Source organism: Natronosporangium hydrolyticum (assembly GCF_016925615.1).
GTDB lineage: Bacteria > Actinomycetota > Actinomycetes > Mycobacteriales > Micromonosporaceae > Natronosporangium > Natronosporangium hydrolyticum.
In genome coordinates this window covers 3,791,678-3,807,296 of record NZ_CP070499.1, presented here as the reverse complement: position 1 = coordinate 3,807,296, position 15,619 = coordinate 3,791,678, and the positions used below count along the sequence as shown (strand labels likewise).

Below are 15,619 nucleotides of genomic sequence, written 5' to 3'. Positions count from 1 at the left end.
GGTCCGGAGCCTATCGGTCTCACTACACCTGTAGTAGGCTCGTGGGTATGAACCTACGAGTGGGGATCATCGGCGGCGGTATCGGCGGGCTCGCCGCCGCGGTGGGGGCCGCTCGCGGCGGCGCCGAGGTGACCGTCCTGGAGCGGGAACCCGGCCCGGCCGGAGCCGGCACCGCCCTCGGGCTGTGGCCCGCCGCGCTGGCCGCGCTCGACGAACTCGACCTGGGCCGGGCGGTGCGTGCCCAGGCAGCACGGCAGCGCAGCGGCGCCTTCCTGCGCGCCGACGGAGCCCGGATCGCCGCCATCGACACCGTGGCGCTCGAGCGGCGTACCGGTGACCCGGTCTACCTGCTGTCCCGCCCGGCCCTGCTGGACCTGCTCCTGGCCGCGTTACCTGAAGGCACGGTGCGGTTCGGCCACCGGGCCGAGCTGGCCGCCCTCACCGACGCGTACGACGTGGTCATCGCCGCCGACGGGATCTTTAGCGCGACCCGCCGAGCCCTGTTCGGGCCCGCCTACCGGGCCCGCCACCTCGGCACCACCGCATGGCGTGGCGTGCTCGACACGCCGACCGACACCTTCACCGAGACCTGGGGTGAAGGGATGCGGTTCGGGATCACCCCGCAGGAGGGCGGGCGTACCAACTGGTTCGCCGCCGCCCCCGCACCCGCCGGCCAGGTGTTCCCGGAGGGCGACCTGGCGGCGCTGCGTGCCCGGTTCGGCGACTGGCACGCTGCCGTCGGGCAGGTGCTGGCCCAGCTCGACGACGCCAGCCTGCTCCGCCACGACCTGTACGAGCTGGCTCCGCGCCTGCCGTCGTACGTGCGAGGGCGGGTGGCGCTGATCGGCGATGCCGCCCACGCGATGAGCCCGGACCTGGGTCGCGGCGCCTGCGAGGCGCTGATCGACGCGGTCACCCTCACCCGCCAGCTCGGCGCCGGCGGCGACCCGGCGGCCGCCCTCGCCGAGTACGACCGGCTGCGCCGCCGCCCCACCCAACGGCTGGCGGCGATGTCCCGCCGGGTGGGTCGACTCGCCCACGCCCGCCAGCTGACCCGGTTGCGGGACACGGCGGTCCGGGTGGCGCTGCGGGTCGGTGGTCCACCAAACTGACCGGGTATCTACGCTCGGCCGGATAGGTGAGTGGGGTGGCTCCGCTGGTCGTGGTCCACGTGAGAAGCTAGCCTCAACAGTCCCAGCGAAGGAGGCAGCACACCGTGAGCGCGACCGCAGGTCAGGCCGCCGAGGGCCAGCGCCACCCGGCGGACCGGTTCGGCTTGACGTCCGGGATGGTCGTGATGGAGATGGGCTTCGACGAAGATGTCGAGCACGACCTGCGTGAACTCCTGATCGAAAAGTGCGGCGAGCTAGTCGACGAGGACACCGACGAGGTGGTCGACGCGGTCCTGGTGTGGTACCGCGACGGCGACGGTGACCTGGTTGATCTGCTCGTGGACGCCCTCGGCCCGCTCGCCGACAGCGGCGTGGTGTGGCTACTGACCCCCAAGGCGGGGCGAGAGGGCCACGTCGAGCCGGGAGAGATCACCGAGGCGGCACCCACCGCCGGTCTCCAGCAGACCTCCACTATCAGCGCCGGCAAAGACTGGAGCGGTGCCCGCCTGGTCGCCCCCAAGTCCCGCGGTAAGCGCTGACCCAGTGATCGCCGGCCGGGGCGACCTGCGCGCACCCGGCCCGGCGAGCTCGTGGGGTAAGCTGGCGGCGCGCTGCGGGCTTCCTGGGGCGCGTGTGATTGCGGGCGCGTAGCTCAGCGGGAGAGCACCCGCCTTACAAGCGGGGGGTCGCAGGTTCGAAACCTGCCGCGCCCACCAGGAGAGCGTGCTGATGTCCCCATGCGAACGGGACCTAACTAAGACTGAGCTGTCGCCGGGGCGGGGCGACGTGGCGGGCGGCGCTGCGTTCACGCCAGGGTGGCGGAGTGCTTCACGCCGCCCGAGTATGGACATTGAGCGTCCAGCCGGCGTCGGAGCCGGGCGGCGTCGGCGCCGACCGCGGTGGTGACGACGGCCGGGCCGGCGAGCGGCATGGTGACCGCCTCCGGACCGTGGTGCTCCGGCGGGGGCGCACCGGTCAGCCAGGCCGGGTCGACCCGTAGCAGCGATCCGGTGGCGCGGGCGCCGGCCAGCACCGCCGGGCCGGCCCAGCCCGGTGCGTCCGGGCCGACCGCCAGCTCCTGGTCGTAGAGCGGCAGGTCGTCGTAGCTGACGGTCAGCCTGGTGCTGGCGTCGCCGGGCTGCTCGCCGTGGCGGCCGCAGATGAGCTCCTCCCGCCAGCACAGCGAAGCCCCGGCGGCCAGGCGTACCCGGGCGGTGGCGCGGTGGCGGCAGCCGCGACCGGCGATCAGCGGTTCCGGCAGCCAGTCCAGGTGGCCGCCGGCGGCGACCGTGACCTCGACCGCCATCCCGGAGGCGGCGCCGGAGGCTCCGGGCAGTGCGAGCGCCGCCGCCGCCGTCCGCAGGCACAACCGGGCGCCGGGTCCGACCTCGACACTGAGCCGCAGGTCGTCCCCGCCGAGTGGGCCGGCCGCCCCGCCGACCAGGTGCACCTCGGCAGCGCGGCCGTCGCCGCCGGGCGGCCCGGTCCGGCGCAGCAGCAGCGGCGACTCGCTGCGCAGCACCGACAGGCGGGTGGCGCCGCCGGGGCCGCGCTCGGCCACCACCCGGGCCCGGGCCCGCATCAGTCGACCAGGCAGCCGCGTACCCAGTCGACCACCTTGGCGGCGGCGGGGTCGTCGGTGAGCGAGAGGAAGATTGTGGCGGCGTCGCCCCGGCGAGCGGCGGCGTCGCGGGCCATCACTTCCAGGTCGGCGCCGACCTGCGGGGCCAGGTCAGTTTTGTTGATCACCAGCAGGTCGGCGGAGGTGACGCCGGGGCCGCCCTTGCGGGGGACCTTGTCGCCGCCGGCCACGTCCACCACGAAGATCTGCCGGTCCACCAGGCCGCGGCTGAAGGTAGCGGTCAGGTTGTCCCCGCCGCTCTCCACAAGCACCAGCGCCAGCGGGCCGAGCCGGTGCTCGAGCTCCTCGATGGCGTCGAGGTTGGCGGAGATGTCGTCCCGGATCGCGGTGTGCGGGCAGCAGCCGGTCTCCACCGCGACGATCCGCTCGTCCGGCAGGACCGCGTTGCGGCGCAGGAAGTCGGCGTCCTCGGTGGTGTAGATGTCGTTGGTCACGACCGCCAGCGGCAACTCGGCCCGCAGCTGCCGGCACAGCGCCGCCACCAGGGCGGTCTTGCCGGAGCCGACCGGCCCGCCGATGCCGATCCGGACCGCCCGGCGGGCGGCCGGAAGCGGCTCGTGCGGGTCGCTGTGCGGGTGCGGATGCGTGTGGTCGTCGGGGTCAAGAGTGTCAGGAAGCAAAGAGACGAACCTCCCAGTCGGCGTGGAGCTCGGCGGACAGGTCGAGCAGCGGGGCGCTGCCGGCCGGTAGATCGGCCACCGGGGCGTCGGCGTCGGCGGCTGCCTCGGCGGCGACCGCATCGCACTCCGGCGCCAGGGCGGCGAGCAGGCCGTGGACCCCGTACGGATCGAGGCCCAGCAGCCGCACCGCGGCGCTGGCCGGGCCGGAGACCGCGCCGTACGCGGCGATCGCGGCGGCCTGCCCCGGCGGTAGCCCGGCCGCGGCGGCGACCAGTCCGACCGCCACCGGATGGTGATGGGGAGGCGGCGTGGTCAGGCCCGGATACAGCGCCCGGCCGGCCCGGAGCAGGGCCCGGCCCTGGGCGTAGGAGGCCCGGCGCTGCGCCGGCGAGGGGGTACGGGCGTCGAGTCCCCGATTGAGCGCGGTGGCCCGGCCGGGGTGGGCGCAGCCGGCGGCGGCGAATGCGGCCTGGATCCGGCCGGCGGTCGCTAGCCGGCCCCGGAGAAACCCGGCCAGGCTCGGCAGGTCAGTCACCCGGCCGGCCGCCACCGCCGGCTCCAGACCGCCGGAGTGGGCGTGGCCGCCCGCCGGTAGCCGGGAGTCCGCGAGCACTAGCAGCGTGGTGAGCGGGTCGGTCGGTGGCACGGGCATGACGCTAGAACAAGAAGTAGCGCTGGGCCATCGGCAGCGTGTCGACCGGGGCCGGTTCAATGGTCTCGCCGTTGACGGTGACTGTGAAGGTGTCGGGCGCCACCTCGATCCGTGGCAGGGCGTCATTGCCCGGCAGGTCGGCCTTGCCGCGCCGGCGGACGTCGGCGACCGGGACCAGCGGCCGGTTGACGGCCAGCCGGTCGGCCAGCCCGTCCTCGACCGCGGCCGGGGCGACGAAGGCGACGCTCGTCGCCGCCGGGGCCGCCCCGTAGGCGCCGAACATCGGCCGCGGCAGCACCGGCTGTGGGGTCGGGATGGAGGCGTTGGCGTCGCCCATCGCCGCCCAGGCGATCATGCCGCCCTTGAGTACCGCGTGCGGCCGGACGCCGAAGAAGGCCGGCTCCCAGAGCACCAGGTCGGCGAGTTTGCCCGGTTCGACCGAACCGATCTCTCGCTCCAGCCCGTGCGCGACCGCCGGGCAGATGGTGTACTTCGCGATGTACCGCCGGGCCCGGTGGTTGTCGGCGGCGCCGTCACCCGGCAGCGACCCGCGCCGGGCCTTCATCACGTGCGCGGTCTGCCAGGTCCGCAGCACCACCTCGCCGATCCGGCCCATCGCCTGGGAGTCGGAGCCGATGATGGAGATCGCGCCCAGGTCCTGCAGCACGTCCTCGGCGGCCATGGTGGAGGGCCGGATGCGGCTCTCGGCGAAGGCCAGGTCCTCCGGCACGCTCGGGTTGAGGTGGTGGCACACCATCAACATGTCGAGGTGCTCCTCGAGCGTGTTGCGGGTGTGTGGGCGGGTGGGGTTGGTGGAGGAGGGCAGCACGTGCGGCAGGCCGGCGACGGTGATGATGTCCGGCGCGTGCCCACCGCCGGCACCCTCGGTGTGGTACGTGTGGATGGTGCGCCCGGCGATCGCGGCGAGTGTGCTCTCCACATAGCCGGCCTCGTTGAGGGTGTCGGTGTGGATCGCCACCTGGACCCCGGATGCGTCGGCGACCCTCAGGCAGGCGTCGATCGCGGCCGGGGTGGTGCCCCAGTCCTCGTGCAGCTTGAAACCGGCGGCCCCGCCCCGCAACTGTTCCCAGAGCGCCTCGGTGGAGACGGTGTTGCCCTTGCCGAGCAGGAGCACGTTTACCGGCCACGGGTCGAGCGCCTCGAGCATCCGGGCAAGGTGCCAGGCGCCGGGAGTGACGGTGGTGGCCTTGCTGCCCTCGGCCGGTCCGGTGCCGCCGCCGGCGATGGTGGTGATGCCGGAGGCGAGCGCCTCCTCCAGTAGCTGCGGGCAGATCAGGTGGACGTGGGTGTCGACCGCCCCGGCGGTGAGAATCCGGCCGTTACCGGCGATGATCTCGGTGCTCGGACCGATCACCAGGTCGGGGTGGACACCGTCCATAGTGTCCGGGTTACCGGCCTTGCCGAGCGCGGTGATCCGGCCGTCCCGGATCCCGACGTCGGCCTTCACGACGCCCCAGTGGTCCAGCACGACCGCGCCGGTGATGACGGTGTCGGCGGCGCCCTGCTCCCGGGTGGCGCGGGACTGCCCCATCGACTCCCGGATCACCTTGCCGCCGCCGAAGACCGCCTCGTCGCCGTAGCCGCAGTGGTCGGCCTCGACCTCGATGAACAGGTTGGTGTCGGCGAGCCGGATCCGGTCACCGGTGGTGGGACCGAACAGCGCCGCGTACCTCCGGCGCTCCAGCCGACCCTCGGCGTCGCTCACGCCGGACGGTCCAGCGGCCCGGCGCACTCCCCGCGGAGCCCGGCGACCACCCGGGCGCCGCCCAACGGCACCAGGGTCACGTCTCGGACGATGCCCGGCTCGAACCGCACCGCGGTGCCCGCCGGAACCGCCAGCCGGTGCCCCCAGGCGAGCCGGCGGTCGAACTCCAGGGCGGGGTTCGCCTCGGCGAAGTGGTAGTGCGAGCCGACCTGGACCGGCCGGTCGCCGGTGTTGGTGACGGTGACCGTCGCGGTGGGCAGGCCGGGGTGTAACGGCACCGGGTCGGCGGCCGGCAGCAGCTCGCCGGGGATCATCGGGGCTCCTTGCGGTGGTGGGAGAGGCGGGCGTGGCGGAGCCGGGTCATGGGATCGGGTCGTGCACGGTCACCAGCTTCGTCCCGTCCGGAAACGTCGCCTCGACCTGCACCTGCGGCAGCATCTCCGGGACGCCCTCCAGCACATCGTCGCGGGCCAGCACCCGACGCCCGGTCTCCATCAGCTCGGCGACCGAGTTGCCGTCCCGGGCGCCCTCGAGCAGGAACGCGGTGATCACCGCGACGGCCTCCGGGTAGTTGAGCTTGAGCCCCCGCTCGTGCCGTCGCCAGGCGACGTCGGCGGCGACGTGGACCATCAGCCGTTCCTGTTCGTGCTGCGTGAGAAGCACCCCGACCTCCCTGTCGTCAACGGGTGGCTGGCCGGAGTATGGCAGCGGCAGGTTTCTGTTCCGTTACGCAGGCGGGGTGTAGACAGCGGGCGACGCCGGTCGGCCCGGCATGTTCACCCCCGGCGGCGAATCGGCACCCTGGCGAGATCCTCTGATCTCTGGCGCAGCAGCGTCAGGCGTGACCGGCGGCCGACCGGTCAGTTCTGCGCGAGCAGTCTGCGGAGATAAGGGGCGGTGGGGCCGGTGCCGGCGGCCGCCTGCGCAGGGGTGCCGGCGTTAATGATCCGGCCCCCGGCGGCTCCGGCGCCGGGCCCGAGATCGAGGATCCAGTCCGAGCTGGCGGCGGCGTGGAGGTCGTGTTCGGCGATGACGATCGTGTGCCCGCGCGCGAGCAGCAGGTCGAGGGTGGAGAGTAGTCGCTGGGCGTCGTCAGGGTGCAGGCCGGTGATCGGCTCATCGAGGATGAGCAGCCCGGCCGGGCGGCCCCGGCGGCCCCGCAGCGTCGCCCTGGCGAGCTTGATCCGCTGGGCTTCGCCGCCGGAGAGTGCGGTGCCGCTCTCGCCGAGCGTCAGGTAGCCCAGCCCGATAGCCTCCAGTGCGGTCAACAGGGCGGCCAGCGGGTCGGGTTCCTCGAAGAGGCGGGCGGCCTCGCTCACGGTGAGTGCCAGCACTTCGTCGATGGCCAGCCCTCGGTAGGTCACCGCCAACACGTCGGGCTGGTAGCGGCGGCCATCGCAGGACCCGCAGGTCAGGTAGGTGTCGCCCAGGAAGTGCAGGTCGAGCTTGACCTGGCCGAGGCCCTGGCAGTTCTCGCAGCGGCCGCCGGAGGAGTTGAAGGAGAAGACCGAGGCGCTCAGCCCACGGGCGCGAGCGGCGCCGGTGGCGGCGAAGAGCTTGCGAATCTGGTCGAAGGCTTTGGTGTATGTGGCGGGATTGGAGCGTGGCGACCGGCCGATGGGGCTCTGGTCGACAACGCTGACCCAGCCGAGTCCGTCCACTCCGGTCAGCTCTTCTACCGCGGGGTGAGGTCGTTTCGCCAGCGCGGCTGATACCGAGTCGGCGAGAATCTGGTTGAGCAGGGTGCTCTTGCCGCTGCCGCTGACGCCGGTCAGACAGGTGAGCCGATGCAACGGAATGCGCACCTCGCGCGCGGTGACGTTGTGCGCGGCGGCGTGCCGCAGGGTCAGCCATCCGGTGCGGTCGTCCGGCGGCCGCTGCGCGCGCTTGAACAGGTAGTGCTGCTGGTTCAGATAGCGGCCGGTGACTGATTCAGGATGTGCGGCGATCGCGCCGGGAGCGCCGGCGGCGAGGATCCGGCCGCCAGCACTGCCGCCGCCCGGTCCCAGGTCGATGACCCACTCGGCGTGCGCGATCAGGTCTGGATCGTGCTCGACGATCAGCACGCTGTTGCCCGCGTCCCGCAGCTCACGCAGGATGTCGAGCACGTGGTGCTTGTCGGCCGGGTGCAGGCCGGCGCCCGGCTCGTCGAAGACGTAGGTCAGCCCGGTCAGTGCGGTGCCGATCTGGGCCGATAGTCGTGCTCGCTGCAGCTCACCACCGGAGAGTGTCGGCGCGGTCCGGCACAGTTCGATGTGTCCGAGGCCGAGCCGGATCAGTAGGTCGAGGCGGCCGCGGAGCTCGGGGACGAGGACGGCGCCGACGCTTCGCTGCGCTTGGTTCAGGTCGGCTTCGATCATGTCGAGCCAGGCTCGGACCCGCCTGACCTGGGCTTCGGTGACGTCACGAAAGGTCTCTTCGCCGAGCGTGACGGTTCGCGCGATCTCTCCGAGGCCGGTGCCGTCGCAGGCGGGGCACTGCTGTCGAGTGAGGAAGGGATGGTAGCGCGCCTTGGCCTGCTCGGTCTCGGCCGCAGCGTATGCACGCTCGATCTCGGCGACGGCGCCGACGAGGGCCCGCGTGGTCTTGTAGGTGACCTCGGTTCCTCGCTTGTGGTCGCTGCTGGTGAGGACGATCTCGATCGCCTCGTCGCCGGTGCCGTGCAGTGCGGCCAGCCGGAAGGCTTCGGGCTGCGCCTGCCAGGGACGGGTCAGGTCGGTGCCGTGGTGCTCGGCGAGCGAGGGGAGGAAGGTCGCCTCACCGGAGAGTTGCGGGTCGAACCAGGCCGAGGCGCCAGAGGTCAGCGGCAGTTCCGGGCGGGTCACGATCAGGTCTGGTTCGGCGTGGGCGAGCTCGCGGGCGCCGAGGCAGGTGTGGCAGATGCCGTCGCGGGTCCAGGGGTCGAAGTGCGCCGGATGCAGCGAGGCGGGCCAAGTGCTCCCGGTCGTCAGCGGCGCCAGGCGGGCGAAGACCAGTCCCAGGTATGCGTCGACGCCGGTGAGCGTGCCCAGGGTGGAGTTCGGGTTCCGGTTGGCGTTGCGCTGGTCGACGGCGAGCGTCGGGGTGAGGCCACGGACTCGGTCTACCTGGGGCGGGTCCCGCGGGGTGAGAAATGAACGAACATAGGGGTCGAACCCCTCGACGAATCGCAGCTGGGCCTCGGCGTGCAGGGTGTCCATTACCAGGGAGCTCTTGCCGCTCCCGCTCACCCCGGTGAACGCGACGATCCGGCCGTGCGGGATCCGGAGATCGATGTCGCGCAGGTTGTGGGTGCGCACGCCGGAGAGCTCGATCCAGGATGCGGTCTCAGACATGGCTGGCTCCAGTGTTCGTATACGACTAGTCGTATACGAATGTAGCATGGGGCCATGCCACTCCGCGCCACTGACAACCCGCTCGTGCTGCCCCTGCTCGGGCTGCTGCTGGAGCAGCCCCGGCACCAGTACGCCCTGCTCACCGACTTACGCGCCCGATATGGTCGGCGGGTGCGGACCGGCTCGGTCTACACGCTGGTCGGCTCGCTCCGGGAGGCCGGCTGGATCCAACCGGTCGAGGAGGAGTCGACCGGAGAGCAGCCCGGGCCCACTGCCTTCCAGGTCACCCCCGCCGGAAGGGCGGAGTTCCAGCGCCGGGTCGTCGCCGATCTGACCGACCCCGACCCGACCAACGCCACCAGGTTCATCACCGCCCTCGCCTACGTGGGCATCCTGGACCGGGCCACCGCCATCGCGACGCTGCGGGCCCGCATCGACGCGCTCACCCGCCGCGCGGAGGAGTGGGAGCGCTCGGTCGAGACCTCAGGGCTCGCGCCGATCTTCATGGTCGAGGCCGAGTTCGTCGCGTCCCAGACCCGCCACGACATCTCCTGGCTGGAACGGTTCATCGGGCAGGTCACCGACCCCGGCTACCCCTGGCCGACCGACGACGGCTGAACGCCCGGTCGGTAGATCTGGAGTGCTGGCGGCGGTGAGCCGGCCGGTGAGGAGGATCCACAGGGCGATGGCGGCCATCGGTGCCAAGGTGAGCAGGTCCGAGATCGAGGAGTCGAGGCCGCCGTCCTCGACGAAGAGGGCGTACGCGCCCACCCCGAGGATCATGTTGTTGCCGGCGTGGGCGAGGCAGGCTACCCAGACACTGCCTGACCGCAGGAACAGCCATGCCAGGATGATCGCCACCGGGAACACCAGGAGTGTCCAGGTAACGATCCCTAGGAGTGGGTCGGCGTAGTCGACGTAGTCGGTGAACACGAGCGGGTAGTGCCAGACCATCCACACCACCGCGGTGATGAGCGTGGCGGTGACCGGGCGACGGCTGATGCGTTGTTGAAGGTAGCTACGCCAGCCGAACTCCTCCCCCCAGAAGACCGGCACCAGTAGCAGCGGCAGCCCGAGGAATAGGAGCAGGGCGGCGGGTACGGGGAACTCGGTGCCGAGCGACCCGCGCAGTGCCGCGAGGTCCGGCCGGTACAGCCCGGTGACTACGCCGAGCGCGACCGCCGCGCCGAGCACCAGCACGGGACCCAGCCACGCCAGCAGGTAGTACCGCCGGGCGGGCCCTAGGCGGGGAGCGAGCCCCGCGTCGCGGAAACCCTCCCGAGTGATGAAGGCGCGGACGATGACCGCGGCGATCGCTGGCGTGAACGCTATCGGGAGTTGCACGAGCGGATTAGCCAGGGACAGGCCCAGCGCCTGCGCACCGAAGATGCCGCCCCACGCCAACCCGAAGGCGAGGAGCAGGAAGACCGGTACACCGGCGGTCCGTGGTCGCATGATCAATCCTCCCGAGGATTCGGTCGCAGGAGCTAAGCGGACCACGCGAGCGGGCGTCGGGTCGCTGGGTCCAGGCCCCGTATCCGAGGTAGGGATAAGCCCACCGCCGTCTCCTGTGGCCGGCCTCCACCAAAGGTCGTAAGCGAACTTCCGACCCGCGGCAGGCGCGGGCGCTCCCGGTGCCAGCGGAGCATTGCCGTAGCCGATCGGGCATCGACCTGGTCGCGTATCCGTCGAACCGGAGCACAAGGAGTAGACATGACCCACGTCAACGTCGTCGCGCCGCGGCGACGACCGCGCCGGGCCGCGGCGAAGCTGGCCGCCACCGCCGCGGCAACGGCCTTTGCGCTGGCCGGCGCTGGCTGCGCCGGAGCCGCCGGAGCAGCCGGCGAGGCGGCCACCGTGCCGCCGGTCGCCGCGCCGCAGCCCGGCGTGTTGACCGCGGCCGACGTGGAAAGCTGGCTGGACGGGCTGCTACCGGCCGCGCTAAACCGGGCGGGAATCGCCGGCGCGACCGTGGCGGTGGTCCACGACGGCGACGTTCTCACCACCCGTGGGTACGGGTACGCCGACACCGGCCACGGGGGAGCCGAACCGGTCGAGGTGGACGGTGAGCAGACGCTGTTCCGGATCGGCTCAGTATCCAAAGTGGTGACCGCGGCGGCGGCGATGCAGCTGGTCGAGGCGGGCCAGCTCGACCTCGACGCCGACATCGACCATAACCTCGACTTCGACCTGCCGCGTCGCTACGACGCCGACATCACCATGCGGCATTTGCTGGCGCACACCGCGGGGTTCGAGGAGCAGCTGGCCGGCATCATCGGCACCGGCGACGAGCCGGTCGACCTGCGCGCCGCGGTGGTGAACGACCCGCCGGAGCAGATCTACGAACCGGGTACCACCCCGGCGTACTCGAACTACGGCTATGCGTTGGCCGGCTACCTCGTGGAGCGGGTCAGCGGCATGCCGTTCGACGACTACCTGGACCGGCACGTCTTCGAGCCGCTGGAGATGACATCGTCGACCTTCCGGCAACCGCTGCCCGACCCGCTGCGGCAGCGCATGTCCCACGGCTACCGGACCGCCTCGGATCCGCCGGAGGAGTTCGAACGGGTAGGGGTACCACCGGCAGGGTCGCTCACCACGTCAGCGGCGGACATGGCCCGGTACATGCTCGCTCAGCTGGGGGAGGAACCCTTCGGCCCAGCGTTGCTCGATGACGGTACCCGCGACCTGATGTTCACTCCGGCGTTCGGCGAAGACACCCTCGGGGCGCTGGCGGACGCGCCGCGGATGTCCCTCGGGCTGTTCGACGAGAGCCGTAACGGGCAACGGATCCTGGGCCACGGTGGCGACACCCGCCACTTCCACTCGCACATGCAGCTCTACCCGGATGAAGGAGCCGGCGTCTTCGTCTCGCTGAACAGCACCGGCGAGGTGCCGTACGACACGTTGGCCCTTCGGGAAACGTTGCTCGAGGGATTCACCGACCGCTATTTCCCGGCGACCACACCGCCGGCCGGTACGGTGGCTGAGGCGACGATGCGGGAGAACGCCGACCTGATCGCCGGCAGCTACGTGAGTTCGCGCAATTTCCACAGCACCTTCCTGTCGGTGTACGCGCTCGCCGACCAGACCCGGGTGACCGCATTGGACGATGGTCGGCTGCTGTTCGAACCCGGCCCGCAGAGCTACCAGCCGGCGGTGTACGAGCAGGTGTCGGAGTCGGTGTGGCGGGAGGTGCACGGCGATCAGACGATCGCGGTACGGACCGCCGACGGGGAGGTGACCGCGATCGGGCACGACTCTGCGCTCGCCCTGCTGCCGGCCGGTCCGGCCCACCGGCTGGGGCTGCCGGTGCTGATCGGCTCGGTGGTGGTGCTGGTGGTCGGACTCGTCGCCTGGCCGGTCGGGGCGGTGTTGCGCCGCCGCCGCGGCCGTCCCCTCCCGGCTGCGCCGGCCCGGATCCTGCGGCGGCTGGCCCTGGTCGGTGCGGCCTGCGCGGTGGTCGCGCTGGGCGGCTGGGCGACGGTCCTCGCCGCCGTGATCGACTTCCAGGCGGTGCCGCCGGCTGGGCTGCGGTTCTTGCAGGCTCTGCAGCTGCTCGGGGTGGCCGGGTTGGTGCCGGCGGCGATGTGGCTGGCAGGCGCGGTCCGCCACCGCGCGGGTTGGCGGCCGATCGCCGCCGGCGGGTTGCTCCTGCTCGCGCTGTCGGGCGTGGCCTGGTTCGCGCTGGCCTTCCAACTGTTGGCACCGAGCATCTCCTACTGACCCGACTGCCGCATGCTGGTGACGGTGGCCCAGCCACCGTCACCAGCGCACCGAGACCGGTAAGGATTGGCCCATGATCGACCATGACCCCGGCCGGGTGGCGCTGGCGCCGCAGCGGCTCCAGCGCTGGCTCGACCGGCGGCTCACCCAGTGCGGTGTAGCCGGCAGGTTCGGCCGGGACGTGGTGCTGGCGGCGGCGGTGACCGTGGCCAGCCTCGCCGTACTCGGTGTGTTCCTGCCGTTGCTCTCGCACGAGCTGCGGGTGCCGTTGGCGAGCGCCCAGGTCTGGTGGCTGATCGCCGCCGCGACCGGCCAGTCGCTGGCGCTGTGTCTGCGGCGGGTGCGGCCGCTGCTGTGCCTGGCCGTTGTGGTGGCCTGCCAAGTCGGCATCATCGTCGCGGTCCCGGGCGACAGCGTCCGGCTGCTCGCCCCGCTGGTCGCGGCGTACACGATCGCCACGCTGACGACGGTACGGCGGACCACGGCGGTGATCGGTGCGGCGGTGCTGGTGGAGACCCTGGCCGCGGCGGTGGTGGCGATGCCGCCGTCGACCGGGACGCTGGCCGGGGCCGCCGGCCAGGTCGCCTCCAGCGCCCTGAGCTACCTGGTCGCCGCGTTCATCGGGGTGTTCGTGGCCACCCGGCGTCGCTACCGGCAGCTGGTGCGGGCGCAGGCGGCCGAAGCCGAGCGGGCCCAGCGGGCGCGGCTGTCGGCCGCGGTCACCGCGGAACGGTCCCAGATCGCCCGGGAGCTGCACGACGTCGCCGCCCACCACCTGTCCGGCATGGTGGTCCAGGCGGCTGCGGTAGAACGGCTGGTAGAGCGCGACCCGGCGGCGGCCCGTGCCGGTGCGGCCTGGCTGCGGCGGCAGGGCAAGGAGACGCTCGACAATCTCCGGCAGGTGGTGGGGCTATTACGGGACCGGGCGGGCACCCCTGGACCCACCGCAGGGGCGGACGCCGCCGACCATGCCCCGGTGCCGGGCCTGGCCGCGCTCGGGCAGCTGGTCGAGACCGCCCGGGCGCTCGGCGCCGAGGTCGATCTCCGGCAGCAGGGCAGCGCGACGCCGCTGCCGCCGCTGGCGGACATCTCGTGCTACCGGATCGCGCAGCAGTCGCTGACCAACGCCCGGCAGCATGCCCCGGGTGCACCGGTGCGGATCGAGCTGACCTACGGCGTCCGCCGGGTCACCCTCGAGGTCGAGAACGGGCCCGCGGCTGCGAGGCCCGGGCCGGCCGAGACATCTCCCGGCGGCACCGGGCTCGCCGGCATGCGGGAACGAGCAGACCTGGTCGGGGCCGAGCTGGTCGCCGGCCCCACCGACGCTGGTGGCTGGCGGGTTACCCTCGAGCTGCCGGTCAGCAACGTCGGCCGGGATGACGACCGGCCGGGCGCCGCGGCCACGACCGGAGGTGGCAACCGGTGATCACAGTGCTGCTCGTGGACGACCAGGCGGTGGTCCGCGCCGGATTTCAGGTCCTGCTAGCGGAGGCGGGAGACATCGAGGTCGTGGGGGAGGCGTCCACCGGCCCCGCGGCGGTGGCGGCGGCGCGCCGGCTCCGGCCGGATGTGGTCTGCATGGATGTCCGGATGCCGGGCGGCGACGGGATCGCCGCAACCCGGGAGATCGTCGCCGACCCGGCCGGGCACCCCCCAGCCATCCTGGTGGTGACCACCTTCAACCTCGACGACTACGTGTTCGGCGCGCTGGAGGCGGGCGCGAGCGGGTTCATCCTGAAAGACTGCGACCCGGAGGAGCTGATCGGGGCGATCCGGAAGCTCGCCGCCGGTCACGGCTTGGTCGACCAATCGGTGACCAGGCGGGTCATCGCCGAATTTGCCCGGCGGCGGCGGGCCCCGGACCCGGCGGCCGGGGCGGCGCAGCTACTCACCGCCCGGGAGAGCGAGATCGTGCGGCTGCTGGCCCAGGGCATGTCCAACGCCGAGATCGCCCGGGAGCTCTTCGTGGAGACCAGCACCGTGAAATCACACCTCGGCCGGGTGATGTCCAAATTGGGAACGCGGGACCGGGTGCAGACCGTCATCTGGGCCTACCAACACGGACTCGCTTTCCCCGGCCGATCATGAGCGTGTTAGCCGACACGCCCGGCGTGTCTGTAAACACGCTCATGATCGGCGGCGAATTCGTGGAAGTCCTCGAAGGCTGGCTCGGTGAGGGCGTCGGGTAGCCGGAAGGCCCGACAGCGCGGGACCGGCTCGGCCTGTGGGTCACCGCCGATCGGCGTCGTGCTGCCGGTGGCGAAGGCGTCGGGGAGCGCCGTCCACCCCAGATTGAGTTCGAAGTAGCGGACCGCGGTGCGTACCGACGGTGTCCAATGGTCATCGAGGACGACCAGGCCACCGGGTCGGACGGTCTTACGGAGGAAGTAGAGGTCCACGAAGACTTCGTGGAACCGGTGGCTGCCGTCGACGAAGGCCGCGTCGGCGACCAGCCCGTCGGTGACCAGTTGCGGCAGCGCGATCGATGACCAGGCCGGCATCAGCGTGGTGATCGGGTCCAGTCCGGCATCGCAGATCAGGCCCCAGCCGACATTGCCGAAGGCGCGTTCCTGGTACGGGTCGATGATGACGTGCCGCGGCCGGGGTGGGTCGGTGGTAACAAGTGCTTCGCCGATGGCGAGCGCGGAGCTGGCGTAGGCGAGGCCGATCTCCACTACGGTCTCGGCGCGTTCGGCGATCAACAGGTCGCGGAGCAGGTCGCAGTCGTGCTCAGGCATGGCGACCGTCTCGAAGTCCCGCTCGTAGTCTCGGGTCCACGGTGGCCCTTCGGCGGCCAGTCGCCTGCGCACTGACCGGACTGTCGTCT

Annotated in this window: 14 protein-coding genes, 1 tRNA gene and 1 pseudogene; 7 read left to right on the top strand and 9 right to left on the bottom strand. The window is 72.1% G+C overall.

The window, feature by feature from the left end; all coding sequences use genetic code 11:
• Nucleotides 1-47: 47 nt before the first annotated feature.
• The 3 genes from JQS43_RS17050 (at nucleotide 48) to JQS43_RS17040 (ending at nucleotide 1,828) form a co-directional block, all read left to right on the top strand.
• Nucleotides 48-1,112 (top strand): FAD-dependent monooxygenase, encoded by a 1,065-nt coding sequence (locus JQS43_RS17050; RefSeq protein WP_239675391.1) that lies wholly within the window; start codon nucleotides 48-50, stop codon nucleotides 1,110-1,112.
• A 104-nt stretch (nucleotides 1,113-1,216) separates the two neighbouring features.
• The gene (locus tag JQS43_RS17045) at nucleotides 1,217-1,651 is read left to right on the top strand and encodes a DUF3052 domain-containing protein (protein WP_239675390.1); all 435 of its coding nucleotides are present in this window, start codon (nucleotides 1,217-1,219) and stop codon (nucleotides 1,649-1,651) included.
• A gap of 102 nt (nucleotides 1,652-1,753) precedes the next feature.
• A tRNA-Val gene (locus JQS43_RS17040) sits at nucleotides 1,754-1,828 on the top strand.
• 89 nt (nucleotides 1,829-1,917) lie between these two features.
• On the opposite strand, the gene JQS43_RS17035 is transcribed toward JQS43_RS17040, so the two are convergent.
• The 7 genes from JQS43_RS17035 to JQS43_RS17005 form a co-directional block, all read right to left on the bottom strand.
• A complete protein-coding gene (locus tag JQS43_RS17035; protein WP_239675389.1) occupies nucleotides 1,918-2,694 on the bottom strand; it encodes an urease accessory protein UreD in 777 nt (258 codons plus the stop codon).
• A complete protein-coding gene (ureG, locus tag JQS43_RS17030) occupies nucleotides 2,694-3,374 on the bottom strand; it encodes an urease accessory protein UreG (protein ID WP_338037122.1) in 681 nt (226 codons plus the stop codon). The genes JQS43_RS17035 and ureG overlap by 1 nt, the downstream gene beginning before the upstream one ends.
• On the bottom strand, nucleotides 3,364-4,020 hold the full coding sequence (locus JQS43_RS17025; protein WP_239675388.1) for an urease accessory protein UreF: 657 nt from the start codon (nucleotides 4,018-4,020) through the stop codon (nucleotides 3,364-3,366). The genes ureG and JQS43_RS17025 overlap by 11 nt, the downstream gene beginning before the upstream one ends.
• A 10-nt stretch (nucleotides 4,021-4,030) precedes the next feature.
• Complete coding sequence (locus JQS43_RS17020; protein ID WP_239675387.1) at nucleotides 4,031-5,752, bottom strand: urease subunit alpha; 1,722 nt, start codon at nucleotides 5,750-5,752, stop codon at nucleotides 4,031-4,033.
• Nucleotides 5,749-6,066: an urease subunit beta gene (locus tag JQS43_RS17015; protein WP_239675386.1), complete on the bottom strand. Its 318-nt coding sequence runs from the start codon at nucleotides 6,064-6,066 to the stop codon at nucleotides 5,749-5,751. The genes JQS43_RS17020 and JQS43_RS17015 overlap by 4 nt, the downstream gene beginning before the upstream one ends.
• A 46-nt stretch (nucleotides 6,067-6,112) precedes the next feature.
• The gene (locus tag JQS43_RS17010; protein WP_239675385.1) at nucleotides 6,113-6,415 is read right to left on the bottom strand and encodes an urease subunit gamma; all 303 of its coding nucleotides are present in this window, start codon (nucleotides 6,413-6,415) and stop codon (nucleotides 6,113-6,115) included.
• Nucleotides 6,416-6,612: 197 nt separating this feature from the next.
• Complete coding sequence (locus JQS43_RS17005) at nucleotides 6,613-9,066, bottom strand: excinuclease ABC subunit UvrA (RefSeq protein WP_239675384.1); 2,454 nt, start codon at nucleotides 9,064-9,066, stop codon at nucleotides 6,613-6,615.
• Between the two features lie 54 nt (nucleotides 9,067-9,120).
• On the opposite strand from JQS43_RS17005, the pseudogene JQS43_RS17000 reads away from it, so the two are divergent.
• Nucleotides 9,121-9,366 (top strand): annotated as a pseudogene (locus JQS43_RS17000) (PadR family transcriptional regulator); the annotation flags it as partial.
• 183 nt (nucleotides 9,367-9,549) lie between these two features.
• Here JQS43_RS17000 and JQS43_RS16995 read toward each other — a convergent pair.
• Complete coding sequence (locus JQS43_RS16995; RefSeq protein WP_239675383.1) at nucleotides 9,550-10,521, bottom strand: CPBP family intramembrane glutamic endopeptidase; 972 nt, start codon at nucleotides 10,519-10,521, stop codon at nucleotides 9,550-9,552.
• A gap of 258 nt (nucleotides 10,522-10,779) precedes the next feature.
• On the opposite strand from JQS43_RS16995, the gene JQS43_RS16990 reads away from it, so the two are divergent.
• The 3 genes from JQS43_RS16990 (at nucleotide 10,780) to JQS43_RS16980 (ending at nucleotide 14,880) form a co-directional block, all read left to right on the top strand.
• Complete coding sequence (locus JQS43_RS16990) at nucleotides 10,780-12,792, top strand: serine hydrolase domain-containing protein (RefSeq protein WP_239675382.1); 2,013 nt, start codon at nucleotides 10,780-10,782, stop codon at nucleotides 12,790-12,792.
• Between the two features lie 73 nt (nucleotides 12,793-12,865).
• Complete coding sequence (locus tag JQS43_RS16985) at nucleotides 12,866-14,218, top strand: sensor histidine kinase (RefSeq protein WP_239675381.1); 1,353 nt, start codon at nucleotides 12,866-12,868, stop codon at nucleotides 14,216-14,218.
• Nucleotides 14,215-14,880 carry a response regulator gene (locus tag JQS43_RS16980; RefSeq protein WP_239675380.1) on the top strand — a complete coding sequence of 222 codons (666 nt, stop codon included), beginning with the start codon at nucleotides 14,215-14,217 and terminating at the stop codon, nucleotides 14,878-14,880. Before JQS43_RS16985 ends, JQS43_RS16980 begins: the two co-directional genes overlap by 4 nt.
• Nucleotides 14,881-14,885: 5 nt before the next feature.
• On the opposite strand, the gene JQS43_RS16975 is transcribed toward JQS43_RS16980, so the two are convergent.
• Nucleotides 14,886-15,602, bottom strand: a complete 717-nt coding sequence (locus tag JQS43_RS16975; RefSeq protein ID WP_239675379.1) for a class I SAM-dependent methyltransferase — start codon at nucleotides 15,600-15,602, stop codon at nucleotides 14,886-14,888.
• Nucleotides 15,603-15,619: the final 17 nt, after the last annotated feature.